Annotated in this window: 26 protein-coding genes; 14 read left to right on the top strand and 12 right to left on the bottom strand. The window is 68.3% G+C overall.

The genetic code is table 11. The features are described from left to right. The first annotated feature begins 54 nt into the window (after window positions 1-54). From folP to A5781_RS08340, 5 genes are all read left to right on the top strand, one after another. Window positions 55-930 carry a dihydropteroate synthase gene (gene folP / locus A5781_RS08360; protein WP_067203729.1) on the top strand — a complete coding sequence of 292 codons (876 nt, stop codon included), beginning with the start codon at window positions 55-57 and terminating at the stop codon, window positions 928-930. Next, window positions 927-1931, top strand: a complete 1005-nt coding sequence (locus A5781_RS08355) for a glucosyl-3-phosphoglycerate synthase (RefSeq protein ID WP_067203725.1) — start codon at window positions 927-929, stop codon at window positions 1929-1931. The genes folP and A5781_RS08355 overlap by 4 nt, the downstream gene beginning before the upstream one ends. A 50-nt stretch (window positions 1932-1981) precedes the next feature. After that, complete coding sequence (locus tag A5781_RS08350) at window positions 1982-2329, top strand: DivIVA domain-containing protein (RefSeq protein WP_067203722.1); 348 nt, start codon at window positions 1982-1984, stop codon at window positions 2327-2329. A 2-nt stretch (window positions 2330-2331) separates the two neighbouring features. Beyond that, window positions 2332-2910 (top strand): DNA-3-methyladenine glycosylase I, encoded by a 579-nt coding sequence (locus A5781_RS08345; RefSeq protein WP_067203720.1) that lies wholly within the window; start codon window positions 2332-2334, stop codon window positions 2908-2910. A 202-nt stretch (window positions 2911-3112) separates the two neighbouring features. Beyond that, a complete protein-coding gene (locus tag A5781_RS08340) occupies window positions 3113-3286 on the top strand; it encodes a DUF3117 domain-containing protein (RefSeq protein ID WP_003878471.1) in 174 nt (57 codons plus the stop codon). Window positions 3287-3308: 22 nt separating this feature from the next. Here the strand turns inward: A5781_RS08340 and glgA are convergent, their stop codons facing one another. Then, window positions 3309-4472 carry a glycogen synthase gene (glgA, locus tag A5781_RS08335; protein WP_067203718.1) on the bottom strand — a complete coding sequence of 388 codons (1164 nt, stop codon included), beginning with the start codon at window positions 4470-4472 and terminating at the stop codon, window positions 3309-3311. 160 nt (window positions 4473-4632) lie between these two features. Between glgA and glgC the strand changes: the two genes are divergently transcribed. Beyond that, window positions 4633-5847, top strand: coding sequence for a glucose-1-phosphate adenylyltransferase (gene glgC, locus A5781_RS08330; RefSeq protein ID WP_067203715.1), 1215 nt, complete (start codon window positions 4633-4635; stop codon window positions 5845-5847). Between the two features lie 9 nt (window positions 5848-5856). Here the strand turns inward: glgC and A5781_RS08325 are convergent, their stop codons facing one another. The 6 genes from A5781_RS08325 to A5781_RS08300 all read right to left on the bottom strand — a co-directional run bounded on the left by A5781_RS08325 (window position 5857) and on the right by A5781_RS08300 (window position 12268). Further along, complete coding sequence (locus A5781_RS08325; RefSeq protein ID WP_067203712.1) at window positions 5857-7542, bottom strand: CocE/NonD family hydrolase; 1686 nt, start codon at window positions 7540-7542, stop codon at window positions 5857-5859. A gap of 30 nt (window positions 7543-7572) precedes the next feature. Further along, on the bottom strand, window positions 7573-8247 hold the full coding sequence (locus A5781_RS08320; protein ID WP_067203710.1) for an isoprenylcysteine carboxylmethyltransferase family protein: 675 nt from the start codon (window positions 8245-8247) through the stop codon (window positions 7573-7575). A gap of 7 nt (window positions 8248-8254) precedes the next feature. Further along, a complete protein-coding gene (locus A5781_RS08315) occupies window positions 8255-9898 on the bottom strand; it encodes an ABC transporter permease (protein WP_156624481.1) in 1644 nt (547 codons plus the stop codon). Continuing rightward, a complete protein-coding gene (locus A5781_RS08310) occupies window positions 9895-10809 on the bottom strand; it encodes an ABC transporter ATP-binding protein (RefSeq protein ID WP_067203857.1) in 915 nt (304 codons plus the stop codon). The genes A5781_RS08315 and A5781_RS08310 overlap by 4 nt, the downstream gene beginning before the upstream one ends. Continuing rightward, entirely contained in the window at window positions 10799-11437 is a 639-nt protein-coding gene (locus A5781_RS08305) for a TetR/AcrR family transcriptional regulator (protein WP_067203708.1), read from the bottom strand. Before A5781_RS08305 ends, A5781_RS08310 begins: the two co-directional genes overlap by 11 nt. Before the next feature lie 162 nt (window positions 11438-11599). Further along, window positions 11600-12268, bottom strand: coding sequence for an O-methyltransferase (locus A5781_RS08300; protein WP_067203855.1), 669 nt, complete (start codon window positions 12266-12268; stop codon window positions 11600-11602). 202 nt (window positions 12269-12470) lie between these two features. Between A5781_RS08300 and sigE the strand changes: the two genes are divergently transcribed. From sigE to tatB, 4 genes are all read left to right on the top strand, one after another. Further along, the gene (gene sigE, locus A5781_RS08295; RefSeq protein WP_067203706.1) at window positions 12471-13232 is read left to right on the top strand and encodes an RNA polymerase sigma factor SigE; all 762 of its coding nucleotides are present in this window, start codon (window positions 12471-12473) and stop codon (window positions 13230-13232) included. 132 nt (window positions 13233-13364) lie between these two features. Continuing rightward, window positions 13365-13763 (top strand): anti-sigma E factor RseA, encoded by a 399-nt coding sequence (gene rseA / locus A5781_RS08290; RefSeq protein WP_067203703.1) that lies wholly within the window; start codon window positions 13365-13367, stop codon window positions 13761-13763. Window positions 13764-13950: 187 nt separating this feature from the next. Then, window positions 13951-15465 carry a S1C family serine protease gene (locus tag A5781_RS08285; protein ID WP_067203701.1) on the top strand — a complete coding sequence of 505 codons (1515 nt, stop codon included), beginning with the start codon at window positions 13951-13953 and terminating at the stop codon, window positions 15463-15465. Beyond that, window positions 15466-15858, top strand: coding sequence for a Sec-independent protein translocase protein TatB (gene tatB, locus A5781_RS08280; RefSeq protein WP_067203699.1), 393 nt, complete (start codon window positions 15466-15468; stop codon window positions 15856-15858). A 42-nt stretch (window positions 15859-15900) separates the two neighbouring features. Here tatB and A5781_RS08275 read toward each other — a convergent pair whose 3' ends face one another. The 5 genes from A5781_RS08275 to A5781_RS08255 all read right to left on the bottom strand — a co-directional run bounded on the left by A5781_RS08275 (window position 15901) and on the right by A5781_RS08255 (window position 21054). Then, complete coding sequence (locus tag A5781_RS08275) at window positions 15901-17046, bottom strand: Mrp/NBP35 family ATP-binding protein (RefSeq protein ID WP_156624479.1); 1146 nt, start codon at window positions 17044-17046, stop codon at window positions 15901-15903. 86 nt (window positions 17047-17132) lie between these two features. Further along, the gene (locus A5781_RS08270; protein WP_067203697.1) at window positions 17133-18413 is read right to left on the bottom strand and encodes a lytic transglycosylase domain-containing protein; all 1281 of its coding nucleotides are present in this window, start codon (window positions 18411-18413) and stop codon (window positions 17133-17135) included. Between the two features lie 110 nt (window positions 18414-18523). Next, window positions 18524-19060, bottom strand: a complete 537-nt coding sequence (locus tag A5781_RS08265) for a DUF1003 domain-containing protein (RefSeq protein WP_067203694.1) — start codon at window positions 19058-19060, stop codon at window positions 18524-18526. Beyond that, on the bottom strand, window positions 19057-20364 hold the full coding sequence (locus tag A5781_RS08260) for a magnesium transporter MgtE N-terminal domain-containing protein (RefSeq protein ID WP_067203692.1): 1308 nt from the start codon (window positions 20362-20364) through the stop codon (window positions 19057-19059). The genes A5781_RS08265 and A5781_RS08260 overlap by 4 nt, the downstream gene beginning before the upstream one ends. Window positions 20365-20433: 69 nt before the next feature. Then, window positions 20434-21054, bottom strand: coding sequence for a DUF4190 domain-containing protein (locus A5781_RS08255; protein WP_067203690.1), 621 nt, complete (start codon window positions 21052-21054; stop codon window positions 20434-20436). Between the two features lie 160 nt (window positions 21055-21214). Here A5781_RS08255 and A5781_RS08250 point away from each other — a divergent pair, with 160 nt between their 5' ends. Genes A5781_RS08250 through A5781_RS08235 form a run of 4 tightly spaced genes read left to right on the top strand, consistent with a single transcriptional unit; the run spans window position 21215 to window position 24920 of the window. Further along, complete coding sequence (locus A5781_RS08250) at window positions 21215-21742, top strand: general stress protein (RefSeq protein ID WP_067203688.1); 528 nt, start codon at window positions 21215-21217, stop codon at window positions 21740-21742. Window positions 21743-21767: 25 nt separating this feature from the next. Further along, window positions 21768-23180 (top strand): extracellular solute-binding protein, encoded by a 1413-nt coding sequence (locus A5781_RS08245; protein WP_067203686.1) that lies wholly within the window; start codon window positions 21768-21770, stop codon window positions 23178-23180. Beyond that, window positions 23177-24088 carry a carbohydrate ABC transporter permease gene (locus tag A5781_RS08240; RefSeq protein ID WP_067203684.1) on the top strand — a complete coding sequence of 304 codons (912 nt, stop codon included), beginning with the start codon at window positions 23177-23179 and terminating at the stop codon, window positions 24086-24088. Before A5781_RS08245 ends, A5781_RS08240 begins: the two co-directional genes overlap by 4 nt. Then, complete coding sequence (locus A5781_RS08235) at window positions 24078-24920, top strand: carbohydrate ABC transporter permease (RefSeq protein ID WP_067203853.1); 843 nt, start codon at window positions 24078-24080, stop codon at window positions 24918-24920. The genes A5781_RS08240 and A5781_RS08235 overlap by 11 nt, the downstream gene beginning before the upstream one ends.

The raw sequence follows: 24920 nt of genomic DNA, 5'->3' as shown, positions 1-24920 counted from the left end.
CGCACTCCCGATCCCCGGGCCGCACCCGGCGCCGTGACCGGGCACCATAGACGTGTGCAATCCACTTGGTGCGGGCGTCCGGTCGCCGGCGATCGCCCGCTGATCATGGCGATCGTCAACCGCACCCCCGACTCGTTCTACGACAAGGGTGCGGCCTTCAGCGACGAGGCAGCCCGGGCCGCTGCGCACCGCGCCATCGCCGAGGGCGCCGACGTCATCGACGTCGGCGGGGTCAAGGCGGGCCCGGGCCAGGAGGTCGATGCCGAAACCGAGCTCGCCCGTCTGGTCCCGTTCATCGAATGGCTGCGCGGCGCCTATCCGGACCAGCTGATCAGCGTCGACACCTGGCGTTCCGAGGTGGCCAAGGTGGCCTGTGCGGCCGGGGCGGATCTGATCAACGACACCTGGGGCGGCATCGACCCGGGCCTGGCCGAGGTCGCCGCGGAGTTCGGTGCGGGCCTGGTGTGCTCGCACACCGGCGGGGCGCTGCCCCGCACGCGACCGTTCCGGGTGAGCTACGGAACCGCCGCGCGCGGCGTGGTCGACGACGTTATTCGCCAGGTCACCGGCGCCGCGGAGCGCGCGGTCGCCTGCGGGGTGGCCCGCGACCGGGTGCTGATCGACCCCGCTCACGACTTCGGCAAGAACACCTTCCACGGGCTGCTGCTGTTGCGCCACCTGGGCGATCTTGTTAATACCGGATGGCCTGTGCTCATGGCTTTGAGTAACAAGGACTTCGTCGGGGAGACTTTGGGTGTGGAATTGACCGAGCGGCTAGAGGGAACGTTGGCGGCCACCGCGCTGGCGGCCGCCACCGGTGCCCGCATGTTTCGCGTGCACGAGGTCGCCGCCACCCGAAGGGTGCTGGAAATGGTGGCCTCCATCCAGGGGTCACGCCCGCCGGCGCGCACCGTGAGGGGACTGGCATGACGGCATCCGACCTGGTCGGCGACCTCACCGACGACGCGGTGCTGGCCGCCCGGCCCGGCGACACCTGGCTGTCCAATCGCAGCTGGAACCGTCCGAGCTGGACGGTCGCCGAGCTCGAGGCCGCGAAGGCGGGGCGAACCATCTCGGTGGTGCTGCCGGCCCTCAACGAAGAAGAGACCATCGAATCGGTGGTGGAAAGCATCTCACCCCTGGTCAAAAGCTCTGGGGGGCTGGTGGACGAGCTGATCGTGCTGGATTCCGGCTCGACGGACGACACCGAGATCCGCGCCGTCGCCGCCGGCGCCCGGGTCGTCAGCCGTGAGCAGGCGTTGCCCGAGGTACCGACCCGGCCCGGAAAAGGGGAGGCGCTGTGGCGCTCGCTGGCGGCCACCAGCGGTGACATCGTCGTCTTCGTCGACTCCGACCTGATCAACCCGAACCCGATGTTCGTGCCCTGGCTGGTCGGGCCGCTGCTCATGGGCGACGGCGTCCACCTGGTCAAAAGCTTCTACCGGCGGCCGCTACAGGTCGGCGACGTCGGGGGCGCCGCGGGCGCCACCGGCGGTGGGCGGGTCACCGAACTGGTGGCCCGGCCGCTGCTCGCGGCGCTGCGGCCGGAGCTGGGTTGCATCCTGCAGCCGCTCGGCGGGGAGTACGCGGCGACCCGCGAACTGCTGACGTCGGTGCCGTTCGCGCCGGGCTACGGCGTTGAGATCGGCCTGCTGCTGGACACGTTCGACCGGTTGGGCCTGGGCGCCATCGCCCAGGTCAACTTGGGAGTGCGCGCGCACCGCAACCGGCCGCTGGCCGAGTTGGGTGCGATGAGCCGCCAGGTCATCGCGACCCTGCTCTCGCGCTGCGGGATTCCCGATTCCGGGATCGGGTTGACGCAGTTCTTCGCCGTTGGTCCCGAGGGGCCCGATGGTCAGAGCTACACCCAGCACACGTCGCCGGTGTCGCTGGCGGACCGTCCGCCGATGAAGGTCTTGAGGCCGCGCTAAAGCCGCGCTGCGTGGTCGCGCTGTCGGTGGCATAGGGCAGTATCGACGACGTGGCGTTGGTGTTGCTTTACCTGGTGGTGCTGGTGCTGGTGGCGATCGTGCTGTTCGGCGCGGCGAGTCTGCTGTTCGGTCGCGGTGAGCAGCTGCCGCCCCTGCCCCGGGGGACGACCGCGACCGTGTTGCCCGCCTACGGGGTGACCGGCGCGGACGTCGACGCAGTCAAGTTCACCCAGGCGTTGCGCGGATACAAGACCAGCGAGGTGGACTGGGTGCTGGACCGGCTCGCCCGCGAGGTCGAGGCGCTGCGCGGCCAGCTCGCCGCGGTGCCCGCCCCCGCGGCGGCAGAGGACGATTCCCAACCGGTGGAACCCGAGGACGGCCTGGATCGTCAGGACTAGATGTGAGCGATGACGAGCTGGTTCGGTGCAGCTGGGCGGCCATTCGGCCCGGACCTGATTTCGAGTTGTACCGCGACTACCACGACCAGGAGTGGGGCCGCCCGGTGCACGACGGGATGGCGCTGTTCGAGCGGATGAGCCTGGAGGCGTTCCAGAGCGGGCTGTCGTGGCTGATCATCCTGCGCAAACGGGAGAACTTCCGGCGCGCCTTCGCGGGATTCGATTTCGAGCAGGTCGCCGGCTACACCGATGCGGACGTGCAGCGGTTGATGGCGGACACGGGAATCGTGCGCAACCGGGCCAAGATCGACGCGACCATCGCCAACGCGCGTGCCGCCGCCGAGCTGGGAACCTCGGCTGACCTCGCGGAGCTGCTCTGGTCTTTTGCGCCCGCACCGCGCCCCAGGCCGGCGGATGGCTCCGAAGTTCCCTCGGCCACACCGGAATCGAAGGCCATGGCGCGCGAGCTCAAGCGGCGCGGGTTCCGCTTCGTCGGGCCCACCACCGCCTATGCGCTGATGCAGGCGACCGGCATGGTCGACGACCATATCCGGGGTTGTTGGGTGCCTTCCCCCCGGTGACACGCGGCCGGGCAATCGGCGTTCAGCGGCCCCCAGGCCCGGAGAACCGGGTCTTTGTTCAACTCGTGACCTGGATAGGGAACAATAGAGGGGTGATTTGGCAGTTCGATGTCGGGTATGGCTGGAAAATCGCTGGCGGGGCATGCTCGGCGCCGACCAGGTCCGCAACGTCGGACCAGCTCGAACCTGGAGGGAGCACTCGATGGCGGCGATGAAGCCCCGGACCGGCGACGGTCCTCTGGAAGCAACCAAGGAGGGGCGCGGCATCGTGATGCGGGTACCACTTGAGGGAGGTGGTCGACTGGTCGTCGAGCTGACGCCCGACGAAGCCGCCGCCCTCGGTGACGAACTCAAGGGTGTCACGAGCTCCAGCTAAGGCCTGCCGGCGGACCGCGGGGCTACGCACACACCTTTCGATAAATGTCCAGGGTTTGCTCGGCGACGCGGGCCCAGGAGAATTCCTCGACGCAGCGCTGGCGTCCCGCCTCGCCGTAACGCTTCGCCTTTTCGGGGTCGGCGACGAGCGCGTTGACCGCTTCGGCCAGTCTGGTCTGGTAACCGGCCGGGTCTCCGGCGTCGTAGTGCGCCAGCGAACCGGTCACCCCGTCGAGGACCACCTCGGGTATCCCGCCGACATCGGACGCCACCACGGCCGTCGCGCAAGCCATCGCCTCCAGGTTCACGATGCCCAGCGGCTCGTACACCGAAGGACAGACGAAAACCGTTGCCGCCGATAATATTTCACGTATCTCGCCGATCGGCAGCATTTCTCTGATCCAGAACACGCCCTGCCGATCGTGGGCCAGCCGCGCCACCGCGGACCGAATCTCCTCGGCTATCTCCGGGGTGTCGGGGGCGCCCGCGCACAACACCACCTGCACCTCGGGGTCGAACTGGTGCGCCGCCGCCACCAAGTGGGCGACGCCCTTCTGCCGGGTGATCCGGCCGACGAACGCCACCGTGGGCCGGTCTGGGTCGACGCCGAGTTCGGCCAGCACAGACCCGGCATGCGTCGGCCCGGCCGGATGCCAGACGTCGGTGTCCACCCCATTGCGGATGACGTGCACGACGCTGGGATCCAGGGCGGGGTAGACGCGCAGGATGTCTTCACGCATCGCGGAGCTGACCGCGATGACGGCGTCCGCCGCCTGCACCGCGGTGCGCTCCACCCACGTCGACACCTGGTAGCCGCCGCCGAGCTGTTCGGCCTTCCACGGCCGCAGCGGCTCGAGCGAATGGGCCGTCAGGACGTGGGGAATGTCGTAGAGCAGCGCCGCCAGATGACCGGCCATGCCGGTGTACCAAGTGTGCGAATGCACGACGGTGGCCGCCGACGCGGCGTTGGCCATCATCAGGTCCGCGGACAACGTCGACAGCGCCGGGTTGGCGCTCCGCAAGCGTGGATCGGACTGGTGCACGATGGCGTTCGGCCGCGGCGCACCCATGCAATGCACATCGACCGCGCACAATCGGCGCAGCTGGGCGACCAGTTCCGTGACATGTACACCGGCGCCCCCGTAGACCTCTGGTGGGTATTCCCGAGTCATCATCGCCACCCGCATACCCGCACGGTAGTTCGGTCGCGACGAGGAGCGCGAGTCGGGGCCCGGGCAATCGGGGAGCGGCTCGGCGGGCCAAATACCTTGACGGACAGCCGCACAGAACACCGCCAATAGCGCCGTCCCTCTGGCAGCGCCTCGCGGCGGCCGATAGGTTTGAACCATGAGGGAAGCGCCACACGTGCTGGGCATTGTCCTGGCCGGCGGTGAGGGCAAGCGGCTGTATCCGCTGACCGCGGATCGGGCCAAGCCCGCGGTTCCCTTCGGCGGCGCCTATCGGCTGATCGACTTCGTGCTCTCCAACCTCGTCAATGCGCGCTACTTGAGGATCTGCGTTCTCACCCAGTACAAGTCGCATTCACTGGACCGTCACATTTCGCAGAACTGGCGGCTGTCCGGTCTGGCCGGTGAGTACATCACCCCCGTGCCCGCGCAGCAGCGCCTGGGCCCCCGCTGGTACACCGGCTCCGCCGACGCGATCTACCAATCGCTCAACCTGATCTACGACGAAGACCCCGACTACATAGTCGTTTTCGGCGCCGACCACGTGTATCGGATGGACCCCGAGCAGATGGTCCAGTTCCACATCGAAAGCGGGGCCGGCGCAACGGTGGCCGGCATCCGCGTGCCGCGCGGCGAGGCCAGCGCGTTCGGGTGCATCGACGCCGACGATTCCGGCCGCATCCGCGCTTTCGTGGAGAAGCCGTTGGACCCGCCCGGTACACCGGATGACCCTGAGGCGACGTTCGTGTCGATGGGCAACTACATCTTCACCACCAAGGTGCTCATCGACGCGATTCGCGCCGACGCCGACGACGACCATTCGGATCACGACATGGGCGGTGACATCATTCCGCGCTTGGTGGGCGACGGTATGGCCGCGGTTTACGACTTCAAGGACAACGAGGTGCCGGGCGCGACCGATCGCGACCGGGGTTACTGGCGTGACGTGGGGACGCTGGACGCGTTCTACGACGCGCACATGGACCTGGTCTCGGTGCATCCGGTGTTCAACCTCTACAACAAGCGCTGGCCGATCCGCGGTGAGTCGGAGAACCTGGCACCGGCCAAGTTCGTCAACGGCGGCTCGGCGCAGGAGTCGGTCGTCGGCGCCGGCAGCATCATTTCGGCGGCTTCGGTGCGCAACTCGGTGCTGTCGTCCAACGTCGTGGTCGATGACGGCGCGATCGTGGAGGGCAGCGTGATCATGCCCGGCGCCCGGGTCGGCCGGGGCGCGGTGGTACGCCACGCCATCCTGGACAAGAACGTCGTCGTCGGGCCCGGCGAGATGGTCGGCGTGGATCTCGAGAAGGACCGGGAGCGCTTCGCGATCAGCGCCGGCGGTGTGGTCGCGGTGGGCAAGGGCGTCTGGATCTAGTACCCCGTGCTACCCGGGGACCTCCGGGATCAGCAGATGCGCGTCGTAGCGCGGGCCCCAGTGCAGCTTGACGCGACCGCGCGGCGAGCCGGCATAGGCCGCCGGGAGCTGGCCGGTGAGCGGGTTCCTCGGGCACAACCAGCGCCCTGCGACCACCAAGCGCAGCTGCTCACCGGCACGGAACAGCGTCGCCGACGGGCCCAGCGCCACGTTGACCTCGACGACCTCGTGCGCGGCGACGGGCCGCGGGTCTGTGCACGCCGCGACGGGTTCCCATGGCCGCGAAAGGTCGGCATCCAGCGCGCGCAGCGAGATCCGCTGCCAACCGGTGCTCACCCGATCGCGGCCGTAGCCATAGGAGCCTTCGAATCCGACGAACCGTCCGGCACGCCACTTCTCCACGCCGACGAACAGGTTGGCGTCGTCGCAGCCGTCCAGCTCGATCCACAGCCGCGCCGCCATCGGGCCGGTCAGCTCGATATCCGCCGGGACGGCCCAGCTGAAAGCCGCTGCGCCGGAGCGGGTTTCGAACGTGATGCCACTTTCCGCCGATGGCCGCTGGGCGGTCAGCAATCCGCCCCCGGCCAAATACATTGGCCGCCAGTGGGTGCGCGCCAGCGGCCATTCGGCCTCCTCGCGCACTGCTGCGACGGTGTCGCGGTCTTCGCGGACCTCGAGGCGGACGCTGCGGGAAGGGGGCGCCCCGTCCAGCACTCCGCGGAAAAACCTCAATTGCTCGGTCAGCGCGGGCCCGGAGTAAAAGGTCGCCCACTTGCCGGCGCGGTGGGTGTAGAGGCGGGCGTGGCCGGAACCGGCGTGCGTGAACGCGCGGATGGAGCCGCGGCTGTGCAGGTTGTTGTCGGAGAAGCTGCCGCACACCAGCATGGGCACCTTGATCGCGGAGAGGTCCGGGACCAGTGAGCGCCAGAACTCATCGCGCAACGGGTGGGCGTCCTGCATCCGTTCCAGGTCGTAGGCCTGCCGGGTGCCGCGTCGCACGTTTCGCGACCACACCCTGGTGAAGCCGGTCTCGCGAACGCCGCCCGGGAAGGTCAGGTCACGGTAGGCGTCGGTGAAGCCTTCCCACGGGCAGATCGCCCGTAGTGCCGGCGGCTGCAGCGCGGCGACCGCGTACTGGCTGATGGCCAGGTACGACACCCCGAGCATGACGACACGTCCGTCGCTCCATGGCTGTCCGGCGATCCACTGCACCAGGTCGTAGGTGTCCTCGGCCTCCTGGCGCGACAACAGGCGCCCGGTGCCGTCGGAGCGACCACAGCCGCGCGAATCGGCATTCACCACGACGAAGCCCTGCGCTGTCCACCACCCGGGATCGGGCGCCTCCCAGCCGGTCAGCGCCGAGAAGCGCACCGGTTGCGGCTGGCGCAGGATCCGGTACTGCATGGAGAACGTCCACTTGTTGCCGCGCCGCCTCGGCAGATTGTCCTTGCCGTAGGGGTGGATGCTCAGAATCACCGGTCGAGCACCGCTATCGGGCTGCCGGAAAACGTTGACCCGCAATAGTGTTCCGTCGCGGGTCGGCACGCCTACATCGCGTTCGACGTCAAGGTCGGCCGGTGGATCGGTCACCGCGACGGGCGGCTTGGCGACGCCGCGTATCCGGCTAATCGCGTACCGGAGCGCGCCGGGGCGTCGCCACGGCCGATCCCGGGCGGGCGCGGCATTTCGGGCCACGCGAATACCCTAGGCGCGTCGGCCCGGCCGCTACCAGATGTAGGGCATCAACCGATAGCGCACCCGCTGCCGGTATTCGTGGTACCCGGTCAACTCCTGGGTGAGCAGCGTTTCCTCGTCGAGGATGCGGAGGACGAGCAGGATGCAGCCCGGAATGACCAAGAGCAGTGCCCAGTAGGAGCCGAGCGCCAACGGCATGCCGATCATCATGACCACGTTTCCGACATACATGGGGTGGCGCACGAATCGATAGAGACCGTTGGACACCAGCGTCTGGCCCGACTCCACTGTGATAGTGGCTGCGGCGTAACCGTTTTGGACGATCACCAGCATGGCCATCCCGAGTCCCGCTAGCACCAGGACATCACCGAGCACAGACAGCCACGCCGGCACGGACGACCAGCCGAACCGATGATCGAGCGCGCTGAGCACCATCGCCGCGAACAGGACCAGGAATGAGCCGGTGATGATGAATTTCTGGGCCGCCCGGGGTTCGGCCCGCGGGCCCGCATTCATGCGGCGCTGCAGGGCCGCGGGATTGTTCCGCGCCAGGTAGACGACGGGGATGATCGTTGCCGCCATGAACACACCGATGAAAACCCATGCCTGCCAATAACGGAACGTGCCGGCCGGTAGGAATAGGATCAGGCCGAAGGAGACGATCCCCCAGATCGATCGCATCGTCACGCGGATGCCGGTTTTCATAGCGCTCCTAACCACGCAGATCGCGGCGTCGGAAGCACATGACACCGAGGGTAATCAGTCCAGCGTCGATGGCCAACAGCCACAGCAGTGGCGTGGCGGTGAAACCCGCGCCGACCCGGGGAATGTGGGCGAACGGTTCCAAATCGAGCAGCCATTGCGAGAACCCGGCCAACGAACCGATCAGATACAAGGCGATGAACCCGACCAGAACGCCCCAGGCCACCGGTGTGAATCGTGGTGCCAGACCGAACAAGGCGACCGTCACCGCGGACAACAACCAGACTGCGGGCAGTTGCACGGCGGCGCTTGCCACCACGACAGCCACCTTGCCGCCGAGGTCGCCGGCGGCAGCACCGTAGACCAGTCCGCCGGCCAAACCGCTCACCAGCATCGCCGCCGAGGATCCGACCAATGCCGCCAGCAGGTGGCTCGCCAGCCAGCGGGCTCTCGACACCGCACCGGCCAGCGTCGTTTCGGCGCGTTGGCCCGCTTCCTCCTGGTGCAATCGCAACGTCAGCGAGACGGCGAATGCGGCGGCCGCCATCCCCATCATGGTGAACGCGACGGCGATGAAGGCCGCCTCCAAAGCGCTGGTGCCGCCCATCCGGACGACGATGTCGCGCGCGGCATTGCTGCCGCCGAGCTCGTCACCGATGCCGTGCACCACACTGCCCATCAAGACGCCATAGAGACACAGCCCCACGGCCCAGAGCAGGAGCGCTCCACGGTCCAATCGCCAGGCCAGCCCGAACACATTGCCCAGCGCGGGCGCGGCGGAGCCGGGACCGGGGCGTTCGGCAAAGAGCCCGGCACCGACGTCACGGCCGGCGAGGAGCCGGTATGCCACCGCGGTGAGCGCGACGGCTGTCGTCAGATGCAGCGTCAACACGGACCAGTGATCACCCGCGTACGGCCGGACCTGCAGCGACCACCCCAACGGCGAGAGCCACGACAGCGCACCGGAACCGGCGTCGCCGACGGCGCGCAGCGTGAACGCGGCCGCCAGAACTGCGAACGCGGCGCCGCGCGCGAACCGCGCGCTTGGGGACAGTTGCGCGGTCACCGCGGCGACGGCGGTGAACACCAGGCCGGAGCAGGCCAGCGCCGCGCCGAAAGCGAGCGACCCACCGGGGGGGACGTCGGTGGTGAGCAGTCCGGCCGCGCCGATCACGCCGGTGGCGATGGAGGCCCCGAACGACAACATCAGTGCGGCGGTGAGGCTGGCGTAGCGACCGACGGCGGTCGAGTCCACTAGCTCGGTTCGGCCCGCCTCCTCGTCGCCCCGGGTGTGCCGGATGACGGTCAGGATGACGGCCACCGCGATCAGCAGGTGGAACATGCCGGCCTTCCAAATGCCAACGGCGCCAAGGCTATCGTTGTAGACCTGCCCGTAGAGCGCGCGCTGCGCCGGGCTCGCCATGATGGAAGCAGCGAAGCCGGACCGGGCGGCCTGGGTGGGGTAGACCTTTTCGATGCTGCCGACGTACACCGTTGCCAGCGGCACCGACAGCAGGAACACCCACAGCGGCAGCGAGATTCGGTCGCGGCGCAAGTAGAGCCGCAGCATCCCCAGCGTTCCGGAGAAGTTCGAGCCACGTTGCGGCGCGGGGTACGCCGGGCGGTGCGAGCGATCCAAAGTTCCGGTGCTCATGACGCGGAAACCTTGTTCGCCGTGTCGTAGTGGCGCAGGAAGAGTTCTTCGAGCGTCGGCGGCTGGCTGACGAGGCTGCGCACGCCGGCATCGCCGAGTGCCCGGATGAGTTCCCCGAGGCTTTCGCCGTCCACCTGAGCGCGCAGGATGGTGCCCTCGACGCTGACGTCCTCGACCCCCTTGATGCGAGTGAGGTCCCCGGGATCGCCGATCATTTCGGCCTTGATCGAGGTGCGGCTGAGATGCCGCATCGAGTCCAGGGTGCCGCTCTCGACGGCCTTGCCGGCCCGGATGATGGTCACCCGTTCGCACAGCGCTTCGGTCTCGGCCAGGATGTGACTGGACAACAACACCGTCGCGCCGCGGTCGCGCGCCTCGGCCACGCACTGCTGAAAGATGTTCTCCATCAATGGATCTAGGCCGCTGCTGGGCTCGTCCAACAGCAAAAGGCGGGCCCGCGACGAGAAGGCGGAGATCAGGGAGACCTTTTGCCGGTTGCCCTTCGAATAGGTCCGCGCCTTCTTGTGTGGATCGAGGTCGAAGCGCTCGATCAGCTCGTCGCGACGCTTGCGGTCGATGCCGCCGCGCATCCGGGCCAGCAGGTCGATGGTCTCGCCGCCGGTCAGCGTCGGCCACAGCGTGACGTCGCCGGGCACATAGGCGATCTGGCGGTGCAGTGCGACCGCGTCGGTCCACGGGTCGCCGCCAAGGAGCCGCACGCTGCCGCCATCCGCCTTGACCAGACCCAGCAGGATCCGGATGGTCGTCGACTTCCCGGCGCCGTTGGGGCCGAGGAAGCCGTGCACTTCGCCTTCGCGCACGGTGAGGTCCAGGCCGTCCAGCGCCCGCACCGCTCCGAAGTTCTTTGTCAATTGCTGGATTTCGATGGGCGCGACATTGTCAACTGGCATGGTTTTCTCCTTGATCATCTGCGGTCAGGAATGCGTCGTACATGGTGCGGTCGACCATCAGTCCTTCGGTGTAGATCTCCAGCGCGGGCAGCACCATCTCGCGGGCGTAGTCACGGAGGACCGCGCGGATGTCCGTTGGTGTCTCGTGCATCTGCAGATAGAGCAAGAAGCCGCCACCGCCGGTGATGCCCAGATACCGGGCCCGGGCGCGGGGGTCTCGACTGGGCTTTATGGTGCCCGCCCGCACGCCCTCGTCCAGGTACTCTTCGGCGTTGTCGATCATCCTGCGCCACAACATGTTTGCCAGCTCGCCGCCCGACTGCATGCTGCGAACCAGGTAGGCCATCATCGGCGCGTACGACTCGATCTCGGCCATCTGCGCGAACCAGGTTGCCGGGTCGTTCGACTTGAGCGCCTCGGACTTGCTGTTGCGGATTTCTTCGGCGATGTGGTCGTCACACGCCTTGCGCAGGCCCTCCTTGGAGCCGAAGTGGTGAATGACCAGTGCGGCGCTCACCCCCGCCGCCTCGGCGATCGCGCGCAGCCCCACGCCGAACCCCTGCTCGCCGAACTGCTCGATGGCCGCATCCCGGATCCGGGCTGCGGCAGTCAGGTCGGCTGAACGCATGTTCAGTACACTAAACGCACGTTCAGTCACGAGTCAAGGAGGCACCGCGTCAAGAATTCGTAAAGGATCAGTGGCGATCGCGAGCGCGGCGGGTCGCCACCATCGGATCAGTGGCGATCGCGAGCGCGGCGTCGCCGGGCGCGGCGGGTCGCCACCATCAAGTCAGTCGCGCACCGCGGCCAAAATGCCGTCGCCGAGCGGAACCAGTGCCGGGGTGAGCCGCTCGTCCTCGGCGATGAGTCGCGCGGCTTCCCGCACCGCGACCACCTCGGCGTCGCGGGCGGCGGGATCGCCGGCTCGCCCGCCGAGTGCGGCGCGGTGAATCACGATGACGCCGCCGGGTCGCAGCAGCCGCACGCCTTCCACGACGTAGTCCGGCTGGTCAACCGGATCCGCGTCCACGAACACCAGGTCGTAGGACTCGTCGGCGAGGCGGGTGAGGACGTCTTGGGCCCGGCCGCTGATCAGCCGGGTGCGCGACGGCCCGATGCCGGCTTCGGAGAAGGCTTGCTTGGCGAGCCGCAGATACTCGGGCTCGATGTCGATCGTCGTCAAGACGCCGTCGTCGCTCATGCCGGACAGCAACCAGAGCCCACTTACCCCCGCGCCGGTACCCACCTCCGCAACGGCCTTCCCGCCACTGAGCTTGGTCAGCAGGCTCAGCAGCGCGCCCACCGCCGGCGTCACCGCGCCCGCGCCGATGTCCACGGCACGCTCGCGCGCGGCCGCCAGCAACGAGTCTTCGGAGATCGACCCCTCGGCGTGCGCGAACAGGGATTCGGCTCGACTGGGCGCCGGCTGGCCGGGGGTTTCTGCGTCGGTGCCGTCCATGCCCGCAGCGTATTCCACTTCGCTGCGCACCCCGGCATGGCGCGCCTAAGCTGCACCGTTACGACACGCCCGGCGAGGCCGCTGCGTTTAAGCTCACGCCGCGGCGGATATTTCCTGGACAGCGCTGGTAACGATCCGGTTTCTCAGCCTCAGCTCAGACTGCTCATATATCGCACATACGCCGATACGCGATGGTGTCCCTATGGATCGCGGAGCGCGTTGGCACGGGAATACGGACTGGCGGCTACGTGTTGCCGCCGGTGACGACTTGTCGCTGTTCGGCAGGACGGATTCGGAGGATTCGATCATCACCACGCTTTTGGGCCCGACCAGCATGTCGCACGCGCAGGACTGCCCCACGGACGAGTGGGTGAAGGCGTCCGACGAGTTGCAAGGCACCGCGGTCTTCGACGCGACCGGGGATAAGTCCACGATGCCCTCGTGGGACGAGCTGGTGCGTCAGCACGCCGACCGGGTCTACCGGCTGGCCTACCGCCTCTCCGGCAATCAGCACGACGCCGAGGATCTCACCCAGGAGACCTTCATCCGGGTTTTCCGCTCGGTGCAGAACTATCAGCCCGGAACTTTCGAAGGCTGGTTGCACCGCATCACCACCAACCTGTTCCTCGACATGGTCCGCCGGCGCGCCCGGATCCGGATGGAGGCGCTGCCCGAGGATTACGAGCGGGTGCCCGCGGACGAGCCCAACCCCGAGCAGATTTACCACGATGCACGGCTCGGGCCGGACCTGCAGGCGGCTTTGGATTCGCTGCCGCCGGAGTTCCGCGCCGCGGTCGTGCTGTGCGACATCGAGGGCCTGTCCTACGAGGAGATCGGCGCGACGCTGGGCGTGAAGCTCGGGACCGTGCGCAGCCGCATCCACCGTGGACGTCAGGCGCTGCGCGACTACCTGGCCGCCCATCCCGGTGCCGGCCGGGGTGCACTGCACGCTGAGCCGGCGTAGCCGGCGAACACCCAAATCGACACAGCCGGGTCCCCGCCCGGATGTAAGCCACCGGTTTTGTTGTCCTGAGATGCGCTATTGCGCACCCCTCGCGCTACATTCGAGGGGTAGGCGCTACGAAAGGACCCGGTGATGCCCGATCGAGGAGGACATCTCTTCCGCCGCGCGTTCTCCTGGCTTCCCGCACAGTTCGCCTCCCAGAGCGATGCGCCCGTCGGCGCGCCGCGCCAGTTCGGTTCGACCGAGCACCTTTCCGTCGAAGCCATCGCGGCGTTCGTCGACGGTGAGCTGCGGATGAACGCGCACCTCCGGGCGGCGCATCACCTGTCGCTGTGCCCGGAGTGCGCGGCCGAGGTCGACGATCAGAGTCGGGCCCGTGCGGCGCTGCGCGACTCGCATCCGATCCGTATCCCCAGCACGCTGCTCGGAATGCTCGCTGAGATTCCCTACGATTCGCCCGATGACATGACCACCCGGGCGTCCGACCGTTTTGCTGAGCGCGACGCCCGTGAGCAGCGCAAGCGCCCGTAGCTCGACACCGTCTCGCCGAACTCCCCGTGGTTGATCTCGCCGACTTTTGCGCACCCCGCCCGCGCGCTCATGGGCGGCCGGCGCCGAACCGTGGATACTAGGGTGGACACGACCACGCCGGTGTCGGGTATATCGCCCGGTGAAGGGCCTGTCTCAAGCGCTCAAGAAGAGGATCCAAAGGGGTAACGTGACCTCCGATCAAGGCAACGACAGCGGCAAGAACAGCGGCAACCGCTTAGCGCCGCGCCCCATCTCCCGTCCGCCGGTCGACCCCGCATCGCGTCAACTCTTCAGCCGTCCCGACGGGCTGCGCGGATCCTTCGTGGCCGACCGCGTCCGCCCGCAGAAGTATCGCGACCAGGCCGACTTCCGGCCGCACGAAGAAGAGGCCGATCCGGTCCTTCAGGAGGCGTTCAGTCGCCCGGTCGGCAGTCCCGACTCGCTGCAGCGCCACCCCGTCGACGCCGGTGCGCGGGCGGCCGAGAAAAACGGTGCGGAGCCGGACGAGCTCGACGACCCCTGGCGCGACCCGTCGGCGGCCGCGGCGCTGGGCACTCCGGCGGTCGCCCCCTCGGGGCCGCGAGGGCCGCAGGGCTACGGCGGCAAGCTCGGTGTGCGCGACGTGCTGTTCGGCGGCAAGGTGTCCTACCTGGCGCTGCTGGTCTTGCTGCTGATCGCGCTGCTCATCGGGGTGATCGGCGGGGTGGTCGGCCGCAAGACGGCCGAGGTCGCCGAGGCGTTCACCACCTCGAAGGTGACGCTTTCCACCAATGGCAACGGTGAAGGGCCGGCGGGGCGGTTCGCCAAGGTCGCCGCGGCGACCGCCAACGCGGTGGTGACTATCGAGTCCAAGAGCGACCAGGAGGGCATGCAGGGCTCCGGCGTGGTGATCGACGGTCGCGGCTACATCATCACCAACAACCACGTGATCTCCGAGGCGGCCAACAACCCCAGCCAGTTCAAGACGACCGTGGTGTTCAACGACGGCAAGGAAGTGCCCGCCAACCTGGTTGGCCGCGACCCCAAGACCGACCTGGCCGTGCTCAAGGTCGACAACGTCGACAACCTGAGCGTCGCCCGGTTCGGTGACTCGGACAAGGTGCGCGTCGGCGACGAGGTCCTTGCGGCGGGCGCGCCGCTGGGGCTGCGCAGCACCGTGACCCACGGCATCATCAGTGCGTTGCACCGGCCCGTCCCGTTGTCGGGGGAGGGCTCGGACACCGACACCGTCATCGACGCTCTGCAGACCGACGCCTCGATCAACCACGGCAACTCCGGTGGCCCGCTGATCGACATGGATTCGCAGGTGATCGGCATCAACACCGCGGGTAAGTCCTTGTCCGACAGCGCAAGCGGGCTCGGCTTCGCGATCCCGATCGACGAGGCGAAGCAGGTCGCCCAGACCCTGATCAAAGACGGGAAGATCGTGCACCCGACGCTGGGGGTGAGCACCCGGTCGGTGAGCAACGCCATCGCCTCCGGCGCGCAGGTTGCCAACGTGAAGGCGGGAAGCCCCGCGCAGAAGGGCGGAATCCTGGAGAACGACGTCATCGTCAAGGTCGGCAACCGCACGGTCGCCGACGCCGATGAGTTCGTCGTCGCGGTGCGCCAGCTGACCATCGGCCAGGACTCCCCGATCGAGGTGGTCCGCGACGGCAGGCATGTCACCCTGACCGTCAAGCCCGACCCCGACGGCAGCTAAATGTTCGGCAGTCTGAGCTGGGAGCACATCCTGGTCCTCGTCGTGGTCGGGCTGGTGGTCCTCGGGCCGGAGCGACTTCCCGGGGCCATCCGCTGGACGTCGACCGCGCTGCGGCAGGCCCGTGACTACCTCAGCGGGGTGACCACCCAGCTGCGCGAAGACCTCGGCCCCGAGTTCGACGATCTGCGCGTTCCGCTGAGCGAATTGCAGAGGCTACGGGGGATGACGCCGCGCGCCGCGCTGACCAAGCACCTGCTGGACGGCGACGATTCCTTCCTCACCGGGAACTTCGACAGGCCGGTCAACGGGGCGCCCGCCACTCCGTCGGAGCCGTCGACACCGCCCCAGACGCACGCCCCCGGACAGACACCCTTCGACGCCGACGCGACCTAGCGCGGCGATCGCAAGCGCGGCGAAGGGTCGCCCCCATCACGCCTAGCGCCGCGTCGGATCGAGCCCGAGCGACACACCCGCCAATCCACGCCGTCGCGACGACAGGTTGTCGGCCACGTTGCGCAGTTCCTTGCCCGCCGGGGAATCGGGGGCACTCAGGACGATCGGGGTGCCCGAATCGCCCGCGGCCACCAACGCGGGGTCCAGCGGGATCTGACCCAGCAGCGGCACATCGGCACCGACCGCGCGGGACAACCGTTCGGCCACCTGACGGCCGCCGCCCTCACCGAACACCTGCATCGTCGAGCCGTCCGGCAGCGAGAGGCCCGACATGTTCTCCACCACGCCGGCGATCCGCTGCCGGGTTTGCAACGCGATGCTGCCCGCCCGCTCGGCGACCTCGGCGGCGGCCAGCTGCGGCGTCGTCACGACCATGAGCTCGGCGCTCGGGATCAGCTGAGCCACCGAGATGGCGATGTCGCCGGTGCCCGGCGGCAGATCCAGCAACAGGACATCGAGGTCGCCCCAATAGACGTCGGCCAGGAACTGTTGCAACGCCCGGTGCAGCATGGGCCCGCGCCACACCACGGGCGCGTTGCCCTCGGTGAACTGGGCGATCGAGATGACCTTCACCTCGTGGGCGATCGGCGGCAGGATCATCGACTCAACCTGGGTCGGCCGGTCGGTGGTGCCCATCATGCGGGGGATGGAATGGCCGTGGATGTCGGCGTCGAGTACGCCGACCGACAGTCCCCGGGCCGCCATCGCGGCGGCGAGGTTGACCGTGACGGTGGACTTTCCCACCCCGCCCTTCCCGGACGCGACCGCATAGACCCGCGTCAGCGAGTTCGGCTGGGCGAAGGGGATGACGGGGTCGCGGGCGTCTCCGCGCAACTGCTTGCGCAGTTCGGTGCGCTGCTCGTCGTTCATCACGTCGAGGGTGACTTTCACGGCCCCGGTGCCCGGAACGTCGGAGACGGCCTGGGTGACCCGCTCGCTGATTTCGGTCTTCTTCGGGCAGGCGGCGGTGGTCAGGTAGATCGCCACGTGCACGCCGCCGTCGGGCTCGGTGTCAATGCTCTTGACCATTCCGAGTTCGGTGATCGGGCGCCGTAACTCGGGGTCGATCACCTTCCCCAGTGCGGTGCGGATTGCTGCGCTCAGGTCGGCAGTGTCATGAGGGGACATCACCGCCGAGTGTAGGCGCGTGACGTTGGGTAGGTCGGCGGCGACCCGCTTCGCCCGGCAGCACCGCGCTTGCGATCGCCGCTGGGTCAGCCGCCCGTAGCGGGACCCGGCTGCTTCGGCGCCGCCGCGTTCGGCGGGCCGGCCGGCTTGGGCGCCGGTGCGGCCGGGGGTGCAGCGGCGGGCGGGGCAGCCTGCGGGTCCGGAGGCGGCGGTGGGCCCTGCGGTGGGCCCTGCGGCGGCGCCCACGGCGGGGCGGCGGGCGGCGGGCTCTGGGAGCCGACGCAGATCACCGTGCAGCCGGGCTGCCGCGTCGGGGTCTGCTGTTGGGTGGGGGTCATCCACGGGAACATCGGCGGTGGACCGGCGCTCTGCGGTTGGCCGAGGTCGATCAGCGGCATGCGTGCCAGTGGATCGTCCACCGGCAACCCGTTGACGTTCATCGGCAGGTTGGGGCCGAGTCCCTCGGGATGCTCGAGGAATCCGTCGCCGAGCGGAGGCGGCGGACCCGTCATCGGAGGCAGGTCGACCGGAACCACCCCGGTGGCGTACGCCGAGGCCCAGCCCAGCACGTTCTGCGCGTAGGCCATCGAGTTGTTGTAGCGAAGGATCGCGGCCATCACTTGCGACGGGTCGCGGAGGTTGAGGCCGCCGCTGCACAGGTAGCGGGCCGCCGCCAGGGTGGAGTCGAAGAGGTTCTGCGGATCGGCAACGCCGTCGCCCTTGCCGTCGGACGCGTATCGCGCCCAGGTGCCCGGCAAGAACTGCATCGGTCCCATCGCGCGGGCATAGGTGGGGCGATTGCCGGTGCTGCTCTGCAGGATGACCTCGTTGCCCGGCAGCGTGCCGTCCAACGCGGGGCCGTAGATCGGGACGACGGCGGTGCCGCGCGCGTCAACCGCGCCGCCGCCCGCATGCCCCGACTCGATGCGTCCGATCCCCGCCAGCAAGTTCCAGCTGACGCCGCAGTTCGGTGCGGCCACGGCCATCCGTTGCTCGGCACTGCGATAGGCCGCCAGCGCGATGCTCGGGATGCCAAGCGCCCCAGGCGCATTCACGATCATCGCTGGCGGTGGTGCCGACAAGGCGGGTTCGGCGACGTGGAAAGCGGTCGGGGAACGGTCGATGGGGACGACGGCGGGCCCCGACAAGTCGGGAATGCTAGGGGAGACAGCTGCCACCGGGGTGATGTTCGCGTGCACCGGAGGGAGTTTTTCGGGGAGCGAAGGCGCCGCTCCGCTCACGGCTCCGGCGAAAATCAACGGGGTGATGGTCGCGACCCCGAACGCGCGCGTGCGTGTTACCTGAAGCGCTCGTTGCCGCTCCGCAGCGGCGGCCGGGTGTGCACCCCGGCGTCCCCCAATGCGCACTCGACCGTCCTAGGTATGTGATCTGGTCAACTGCTTCTCAGCCGTGAACTAGATCACCATACATAACTCTTGTGACCAGAGTGGCGCAATGGTCGGAACTGGTTTATGCCCTATTTCCTTGCGTTGCGGTCGACGCTGTCATCGCCCTGCACCGCCTCAGAACCCTCGGATTCGGCGTCCAGATTCGCCAGCAGGGAGCGTAGGTCCTCGAGCTCGTGACGCAGATATTCGCGGGTCACGACCTCACCGACCGCCAGTCGCACGGCGGCGAGTTCGCGGGCCAGAAACTCGGTGTCGGCTTTGGTCTGCGCCGCGCGATGGCGATCCTGTTCGAGCGCGACCCGGTCGCGATTTTCCTGACGATTCTGGGCGAGCAGAATCAGCGGCGCCGCATAGGCGGCCTGCGTGGAGAAAGCCAGGTTGAGCAGGATGAAGGGGTAAGGGTCCCACCGCAGACCCACCGCGAACAGGTTCAGCGCAATCCACATCACCACGAGGATGGTCTGCACCAGCAGGTAGCGGCCGGTGCCGAAGAAGCGCGCGATCGATTCGGTGATCTGGCCGACGGCCTCGGGGTCGAGGCGAGGTGAGTACCTGCGCGACGTCCGCGGGGTGTAGAGCCGGCGCGGGGTCGGGGACGTGCTCACGCGGATCCTCCCAGTTCATCGAGCCGGCCGGTGGCGTCGAGCGCCTGCACATCGACCCGCCAGTCGTGCGGCAACAAGTGATCGAGAAGATCGTCCACCGTCACCGCGCCCAATAGGTGGTTCTGGTCATCGAGGACCGGTCCGCACACCAGGTTGTAGGCGGCCAGGTAGCGGGTCACCGCCCCCAGCGGCGTTTCCGGCGTCAGGGTGAGCAGGTCGTTGTCGACTATCCCACCGACCAACTCCGCCGGTGGTTCGCGTAGCAGTCGTTGCAACTGCACACAGCCCAGGTACCGACCCGTGGGTGTGGACGTGGGCGGGCGCACCACGAACACCATGGACGACAGGGCCGGGGTGAGGTCGGGGTCGCGGACCCGGGCCAGCGCCTCGGCGACCGACGTGTCAGGTGTCAGCACCACCGGATCCGACGTCATCAGGCCGCCCGCGGTGTCGGGCGAATGTGCCAGCAGCCGACGTACCGGGGCCGAATCGCCAGGGTCCATCCGGGTCAGGAGCATCTCGGCGTCGGTCGGATTCAGCACGCCGAGCAGGTCGGCGGCATCGTCGGGATCCATCTCCTCGAGCACGTCGGCGGAGCGTTCGGTGCCCAGCTCGGACAGCACGTCGGCCTGGTCCAGCTCGGGCAGTTCCTGCAGGACATCCGCCAGCCGGTCGTCGTCGAGCGCTTTGAGCACCTCGTAGCGCCGCTTGGGCGGCAGCCCGCGGATGGCGTCGGCCACATCGACCGCCTTCCAGCCCTCGAACTGGTTCAGCAGCTGCGCCACCCCCTGGCCCGGCAGCGCCAGCGCCGAAGGGGTCAGGCCCTGCACGTTTTGCCAATCCACGACGTGCACGGGGCCGCGCCGGCCCAGCCGCCGCTGACTGCGGACCGCCACCCGGCTCACCATCCAGTCGCGGGTGCGGATTTGTTCGATGCCCAGGTCGGTGACGACGACGTCGAGGCCGGCCAGCTCAGGCAGCGCGGGGTCGTTGACCCTGACCTGGGTGTCGAGCACCTGGCCGATCGCCAGCACCTCGCCCGGACGCTGTTCGAAGTGGCGCAGGGACACGCTGCCGGTGTTGAGCGTGACCGCCTCCGGCTCGATCGCGGTGACCCGGAGCATCGGGATGAAGATGCTGCGCCGCGTCGCCAAATCGACGACCAACCCCAGCACTCGGGGCTGCTGACGCACGATGCTGATGCTGATCACCACATCGCGGATCCGGCCGAAGGACTCGCCGAGTGGACCCAGCACCAACATCCGCGAGAGCCGGGCGATGTACACCCTGTTGACCGATGCCATGGGGAGAGCCTAGGCAGCGCCGGGCGGCGGGGCAGATGGCGGCGGTGTTGGCCCGCTTACGCGATGGTGCTAACGCGAGTGCATCGCGAAGATCGCGAAGATCAGGCCCACCACCAGGGTCGCGACGCCGATGACGATGCCGGCGACCGCGAGGCCGTAGCCGTCTTGCTGGGTGCGCTTGATCTGATTGAGCGCGACCACTCCCATCACGATGCCCGCGATCGAGCCGAGGCAGCAGCAGAACACGCCGGTGAACGACGAGATGAGCGACGCGATAGCGAGCTTGTTCGTGCCCGGCTTGAGTCCACTCGGCAACCCGTAGCCGCCCAGGTAGTCCGGGGAGGGGTAGTAGCCGCCCGGATAAGACGGTGGCCCGTAGCCGGCGGGCGGCCCGCCGAATTGCGGGGGCACCGGCGGGTACGGCGGTGGGCCGTAGCCCGGCGGCTGTTCGTACCCCGTCGGCTGCCCGTATCCGGGTGGTGGCGGCGGGTATTGGCCCCCATAGCCGGGGTGGTGCTCGGTGGGATACGCCGGCGGCGGATAGGCCGGGGGCGGATATTCCGGTGCCGGCGCCGATGCGGGCGGCTCCCACGGCCTCTCTGGCTGGTCCGGGGCCCCGCTGCCGGCGGGCGTCGGTTTGGCCTGGTCGTCGCGGGCGCGTTCGCCGAAGTCATCGCCGGGCGCTGTCATGCTGTTCAACCTAGCCGATGCTCAAGTGGAGGATTGGCGGCGAATCGCCGCGGACGTGCGGACCGCGGGGTCTTGTTTGCGCAGGTTGGCGTGCGGTCGCTGGATAGGCTACGAGGGCCCGAGATGTGACCTCGGCCAGGGCGGAGGAGAATGAGCACCAATGACTAGTCCTTTCCAGCCCGGTCAAGTTCCAGGCGCCACGCCCCCCGGTGCGGCGGCCGCTCGGCGCGGCGTGCCCTCGCTACCGACCCCGCCCAAGGGCTGGCCGGTCGGCTCTTATCCGACCTACGCCGAGGCGCAGCGCGCCGTCGACTACTTGTCCGAGCAGCAGTTCCCGGTGCAGCAGATGATCATTGTCGGCGTCGACCTGATGCAGGTCGAACGAGTGACCGGCCGGCTGACGTGGCCAAAGGTTCTCGGCGGCGGTGTGCTCAGCGGGGCCTGGCTGGGCCTGTTCATCGGGCTGGTGCTCGGATTCTTCAGCCCGAATCCGTGGGCTGCGCTGGCCACCGGCCTGGTCGCCGGTGTCTTCTTCGGATTGATCACCTCAGCGGTCCCGTACGCGATGGCCCGTGGCACAAGGGATTTCAGCTCGACCATGCAGCTGGTGGCCGGCCGCTACGACGTGCTCTGCGATCCGCAGAACGCGGAGAAGGCACGGGATTTGTTGGCGCGCTTAGCGATTTGAGGCCGCGCGCGAGAGGTGTGAATCGGTGGTGAAACGTCCTGGGCGCCTGCGCCGGATGGGCGTCATCGTGCTGGCGACGGTGACCACCACGGTGGCGCTCTCGGGCTGCGGGTCCGCCGCCAACGGGCTGGTGATCACCTTCTTCACGCCGGCCACCGACTCGGCCACGTTCACGGCGGTGTCCCAGGAGTGCACCAGGCAATCGCGGGGACGGTTCACCATCCAGCACGTGAGCCTGCCGCGGGGTCCCGGGGAGCAGCGAGTGCAGCTGGCGCGGCGGCTGAGCGCCCACGACCGCGGGCTGGACGTGATGGCGCTGGACGTGGTGTGGACCGCCGAGTTCGCCGAGGCAGGCTGGGCCGTGCCGCTATCCGACGACCCCGAAGGGCGGGCCGACGCCGACGCCACCGCTGACACCCTGCCCGGCCCGCTGGCGACGGCCCGCTGGAAGCACAGGCTGTATGCCGAGCCCGTCACAACCAACACAGAATTGCTTTGGTACCGGCCCGATTTGGTGAGCCAACCGCCGCTGGACTGGGACGCGATGGTGGCCGAGGCCGCCCGGTTGCACGCGGCGGGTCAGCCCGCCTGGATCGCCGTGCAGGCCAACGAGGGCGAGGGCCTGGTTGTGTGGTTCAACACGCTGCTGGTGAGCGGCGGAGGTCAGGTGCTCTCCGAGGACGGCCGCCAGGTCACGCTGACCGACACGCCCGCGCACCGGGCCGCGACCGTCAACGCGCTGCGCATCCTCAAGTCCGTCGGTACCGCCCCCGGGGCCGATCCGTCGATCAGCCGGACCGACGAAGGCACGGCCCGCCTGGCGGTCGAACAGGGCAAGGCCGCACTGGAAGTCAACTGGCCGTATGTGCTGGCCTCCATGCTGGAGAACGCGGTGAAGGGCGGTGTCCCCTTCCTGCCGCTGAACCGCGACCCGGCCCTGGCGGGCAGCATCAACGACGTCGGGACGTTCGTGCCCAGCGACGAGCAGTTCCGCATCGCCTACGACGCCAGCCGGCGGGTCTTCGGATTCGCGCCGTATCCCGGTGTGGCGCCGGGCCGGCCGGCCAAGGTGACGCTCGGCGGGTTGAACCTCGCCGTGGCGAGCACTACCCGCCACCGTGCGGAGGCCTTCGAAGCCGTGCGCTGCCTGCGCAGCCTGCAGAGCCAGAAGTACGTTTCGATGGCGGGTGGCCTGCCCGCGGTCCGGACGTCGTTGTACTCCGACCCGCAATTCCAGACCAAATATCCGATGTACACGATCATTCGGCAACAGCTCACCGATGCCGCCGTGCGGCCGGCGACGCCGGTGTATCAGGCGCTGTCGCTGCGGCTGTCGGCGGCGCTGAGCCCGATCGCCGAAATCGACCCGGAGCGAACGGCCGACGAACTCACCGCGCAGGCGCAGAAGGCCATCGACGGCAAGGGGCTGTTGCCGTGACCACAACCGCCGCCGCGCCGCGCCCCCGGGCCCGAAACCAGCTGCCGGAACGGCGACTTGCCTTTGTGCTCGTCGCGCCTGCGGCGATCCTGATGCTGGCGGTGACGGCCTACCCGATCGGCTATGCGGTGTGGCTGAGCCTGCAGCGCAACAATCTCGCCACCCCCAACGACACTGCGTTCGTCGGGTTGAGCAACTACCAAACGATCTTGACCGACCGCTGTTGGTGGACCGCGCTGGCCGTAACGCTGGGAATAGCAGCGGTTTCGGTGTCGCTCGAGTTCGTGTTGGGCCTGGCGCTGGCACTGGTGATGCACCGCACGCTGGTCGGCAAGGGCCTGGTGCGCACCGCGGTGCTCGTTCCGTACGGCATCGTCACCGTGGTCGCGTCGTACAGCTGGTACTACGCGTGGACGCCGGGAACCGGCTATCTGGCCAACCTTCTGCCGCAGGGCAGCGCCCCCCTGACCGCCCAGATCCCGTCGCTCGGCATCGTCGTCCTGGCCGAGGTTTGGAAGACGACCCCCTTCATGTCGCTGCTGCTGCTGGCCGGGCTGGCGCTGGTGCCCGAGGACTTGCTGAAGGCCGCCCAGGTCGACGGCGCCGGGCCGTGGCGGCGGCTGATGCGCATCACCCTGCCCATCATCAAGCCGGCGGTGGTGGTCGCATTGCTCTTCCGGACGCTGGACGCCTTCCGCATCTTCGACAGCATCTACGTGCTGACCGACGGCGCCAACAACACCGACTCGGTGTCAATCCTGGGTTACGACAACCTCTTCAAGGGGTTCAACGTCGGATTGGGCTCGGCGATCAGCGTGCTGATCTTCCTCTGTGTGGGCATCATCGCGCTTGTCTACATCAAGGCGTTCGGCGCCGCGGCGCCCGGTGGTGACGTCGATGGCCGCTAACACGGTGGGCCCCGGGCGGGCCTGGGCCGGCTGGGTCCTGCTAGACACCGTTGTGGTGGTGTACGCACTTGTTCCGGTGTTGTGGATCCTCAGCCTCTCGCTCAAGCCGACGTCAACGGTCAAGGACGGCAAGCTGATTCCGTCGTCGGTGTCCTTCGAGAACTACCGCGGCATCTTCCGCGGTGACTTGTTCAGCTCGGCGCTGGTCAACTCGATCGGGATCGGGTTGATCACCACCGCAATCGCGGTCGGGCTCGGCGCGATGGCGGCCTACGCGATCGCCCGGCTGAACTTCCCGGGCAAGCGGATGCTGATCGGTGCCACCCTGCTCGTCACCATGTTCCCCGCGATCTCGCTGGTCACCCCGCTGTTCAACATCGAACGCTTCGTCGGCCTGTTCGATACCTGGCCCGGGCTGATCCTGCCCTACATCACGTTCGCTTTGCCGCTTGCCATCTACACGCTGTCGGCGTATTTCCGGGAGATTCCGTGGGATCTGGAGAAGGCGGCCAAAATGGACGGCGCCACACCGGCCCAGGCGTTCCGCAAGGTGATCGTCCCACTGGCCGCGCCCGGGGTGGTCACGGCGGCGATTCTGGTGTTCATCTTCGCCTGGAACGACTTGCTGCTCGCGCTGTCGCTGACCGCCACCAAGGCGGCGATCACCGCCCCGGTGGCCATCGCGAACTTCGGTGGCAGTTCGCAATTCGAGGAACCCACCGGGTCGATCGCGGCCGGGGCCGTCGTGATCACGGTCCCGATCATCCTCTTTGTTCTAATCTTCCAACGAAGAATTATCGCCGGGCTGACCTCCGGCGCTGTGAAGGGATAG

This window comes from Mycobacterium sp. 852002-30065_SCH5024008 (genome assembly GCF_001665645.1).
In the GTDB taxonomy this organism is placed as follows: Bacteria; Actinomycetota; Actinomycetes; order Mycobacteriales; family Mycobacteriaceae; genus Mycobacterium; species Mycobacterium paraffinicum.
This window is presented reverse-complemented; position numbering and strand designations above follow the sequence as displayed.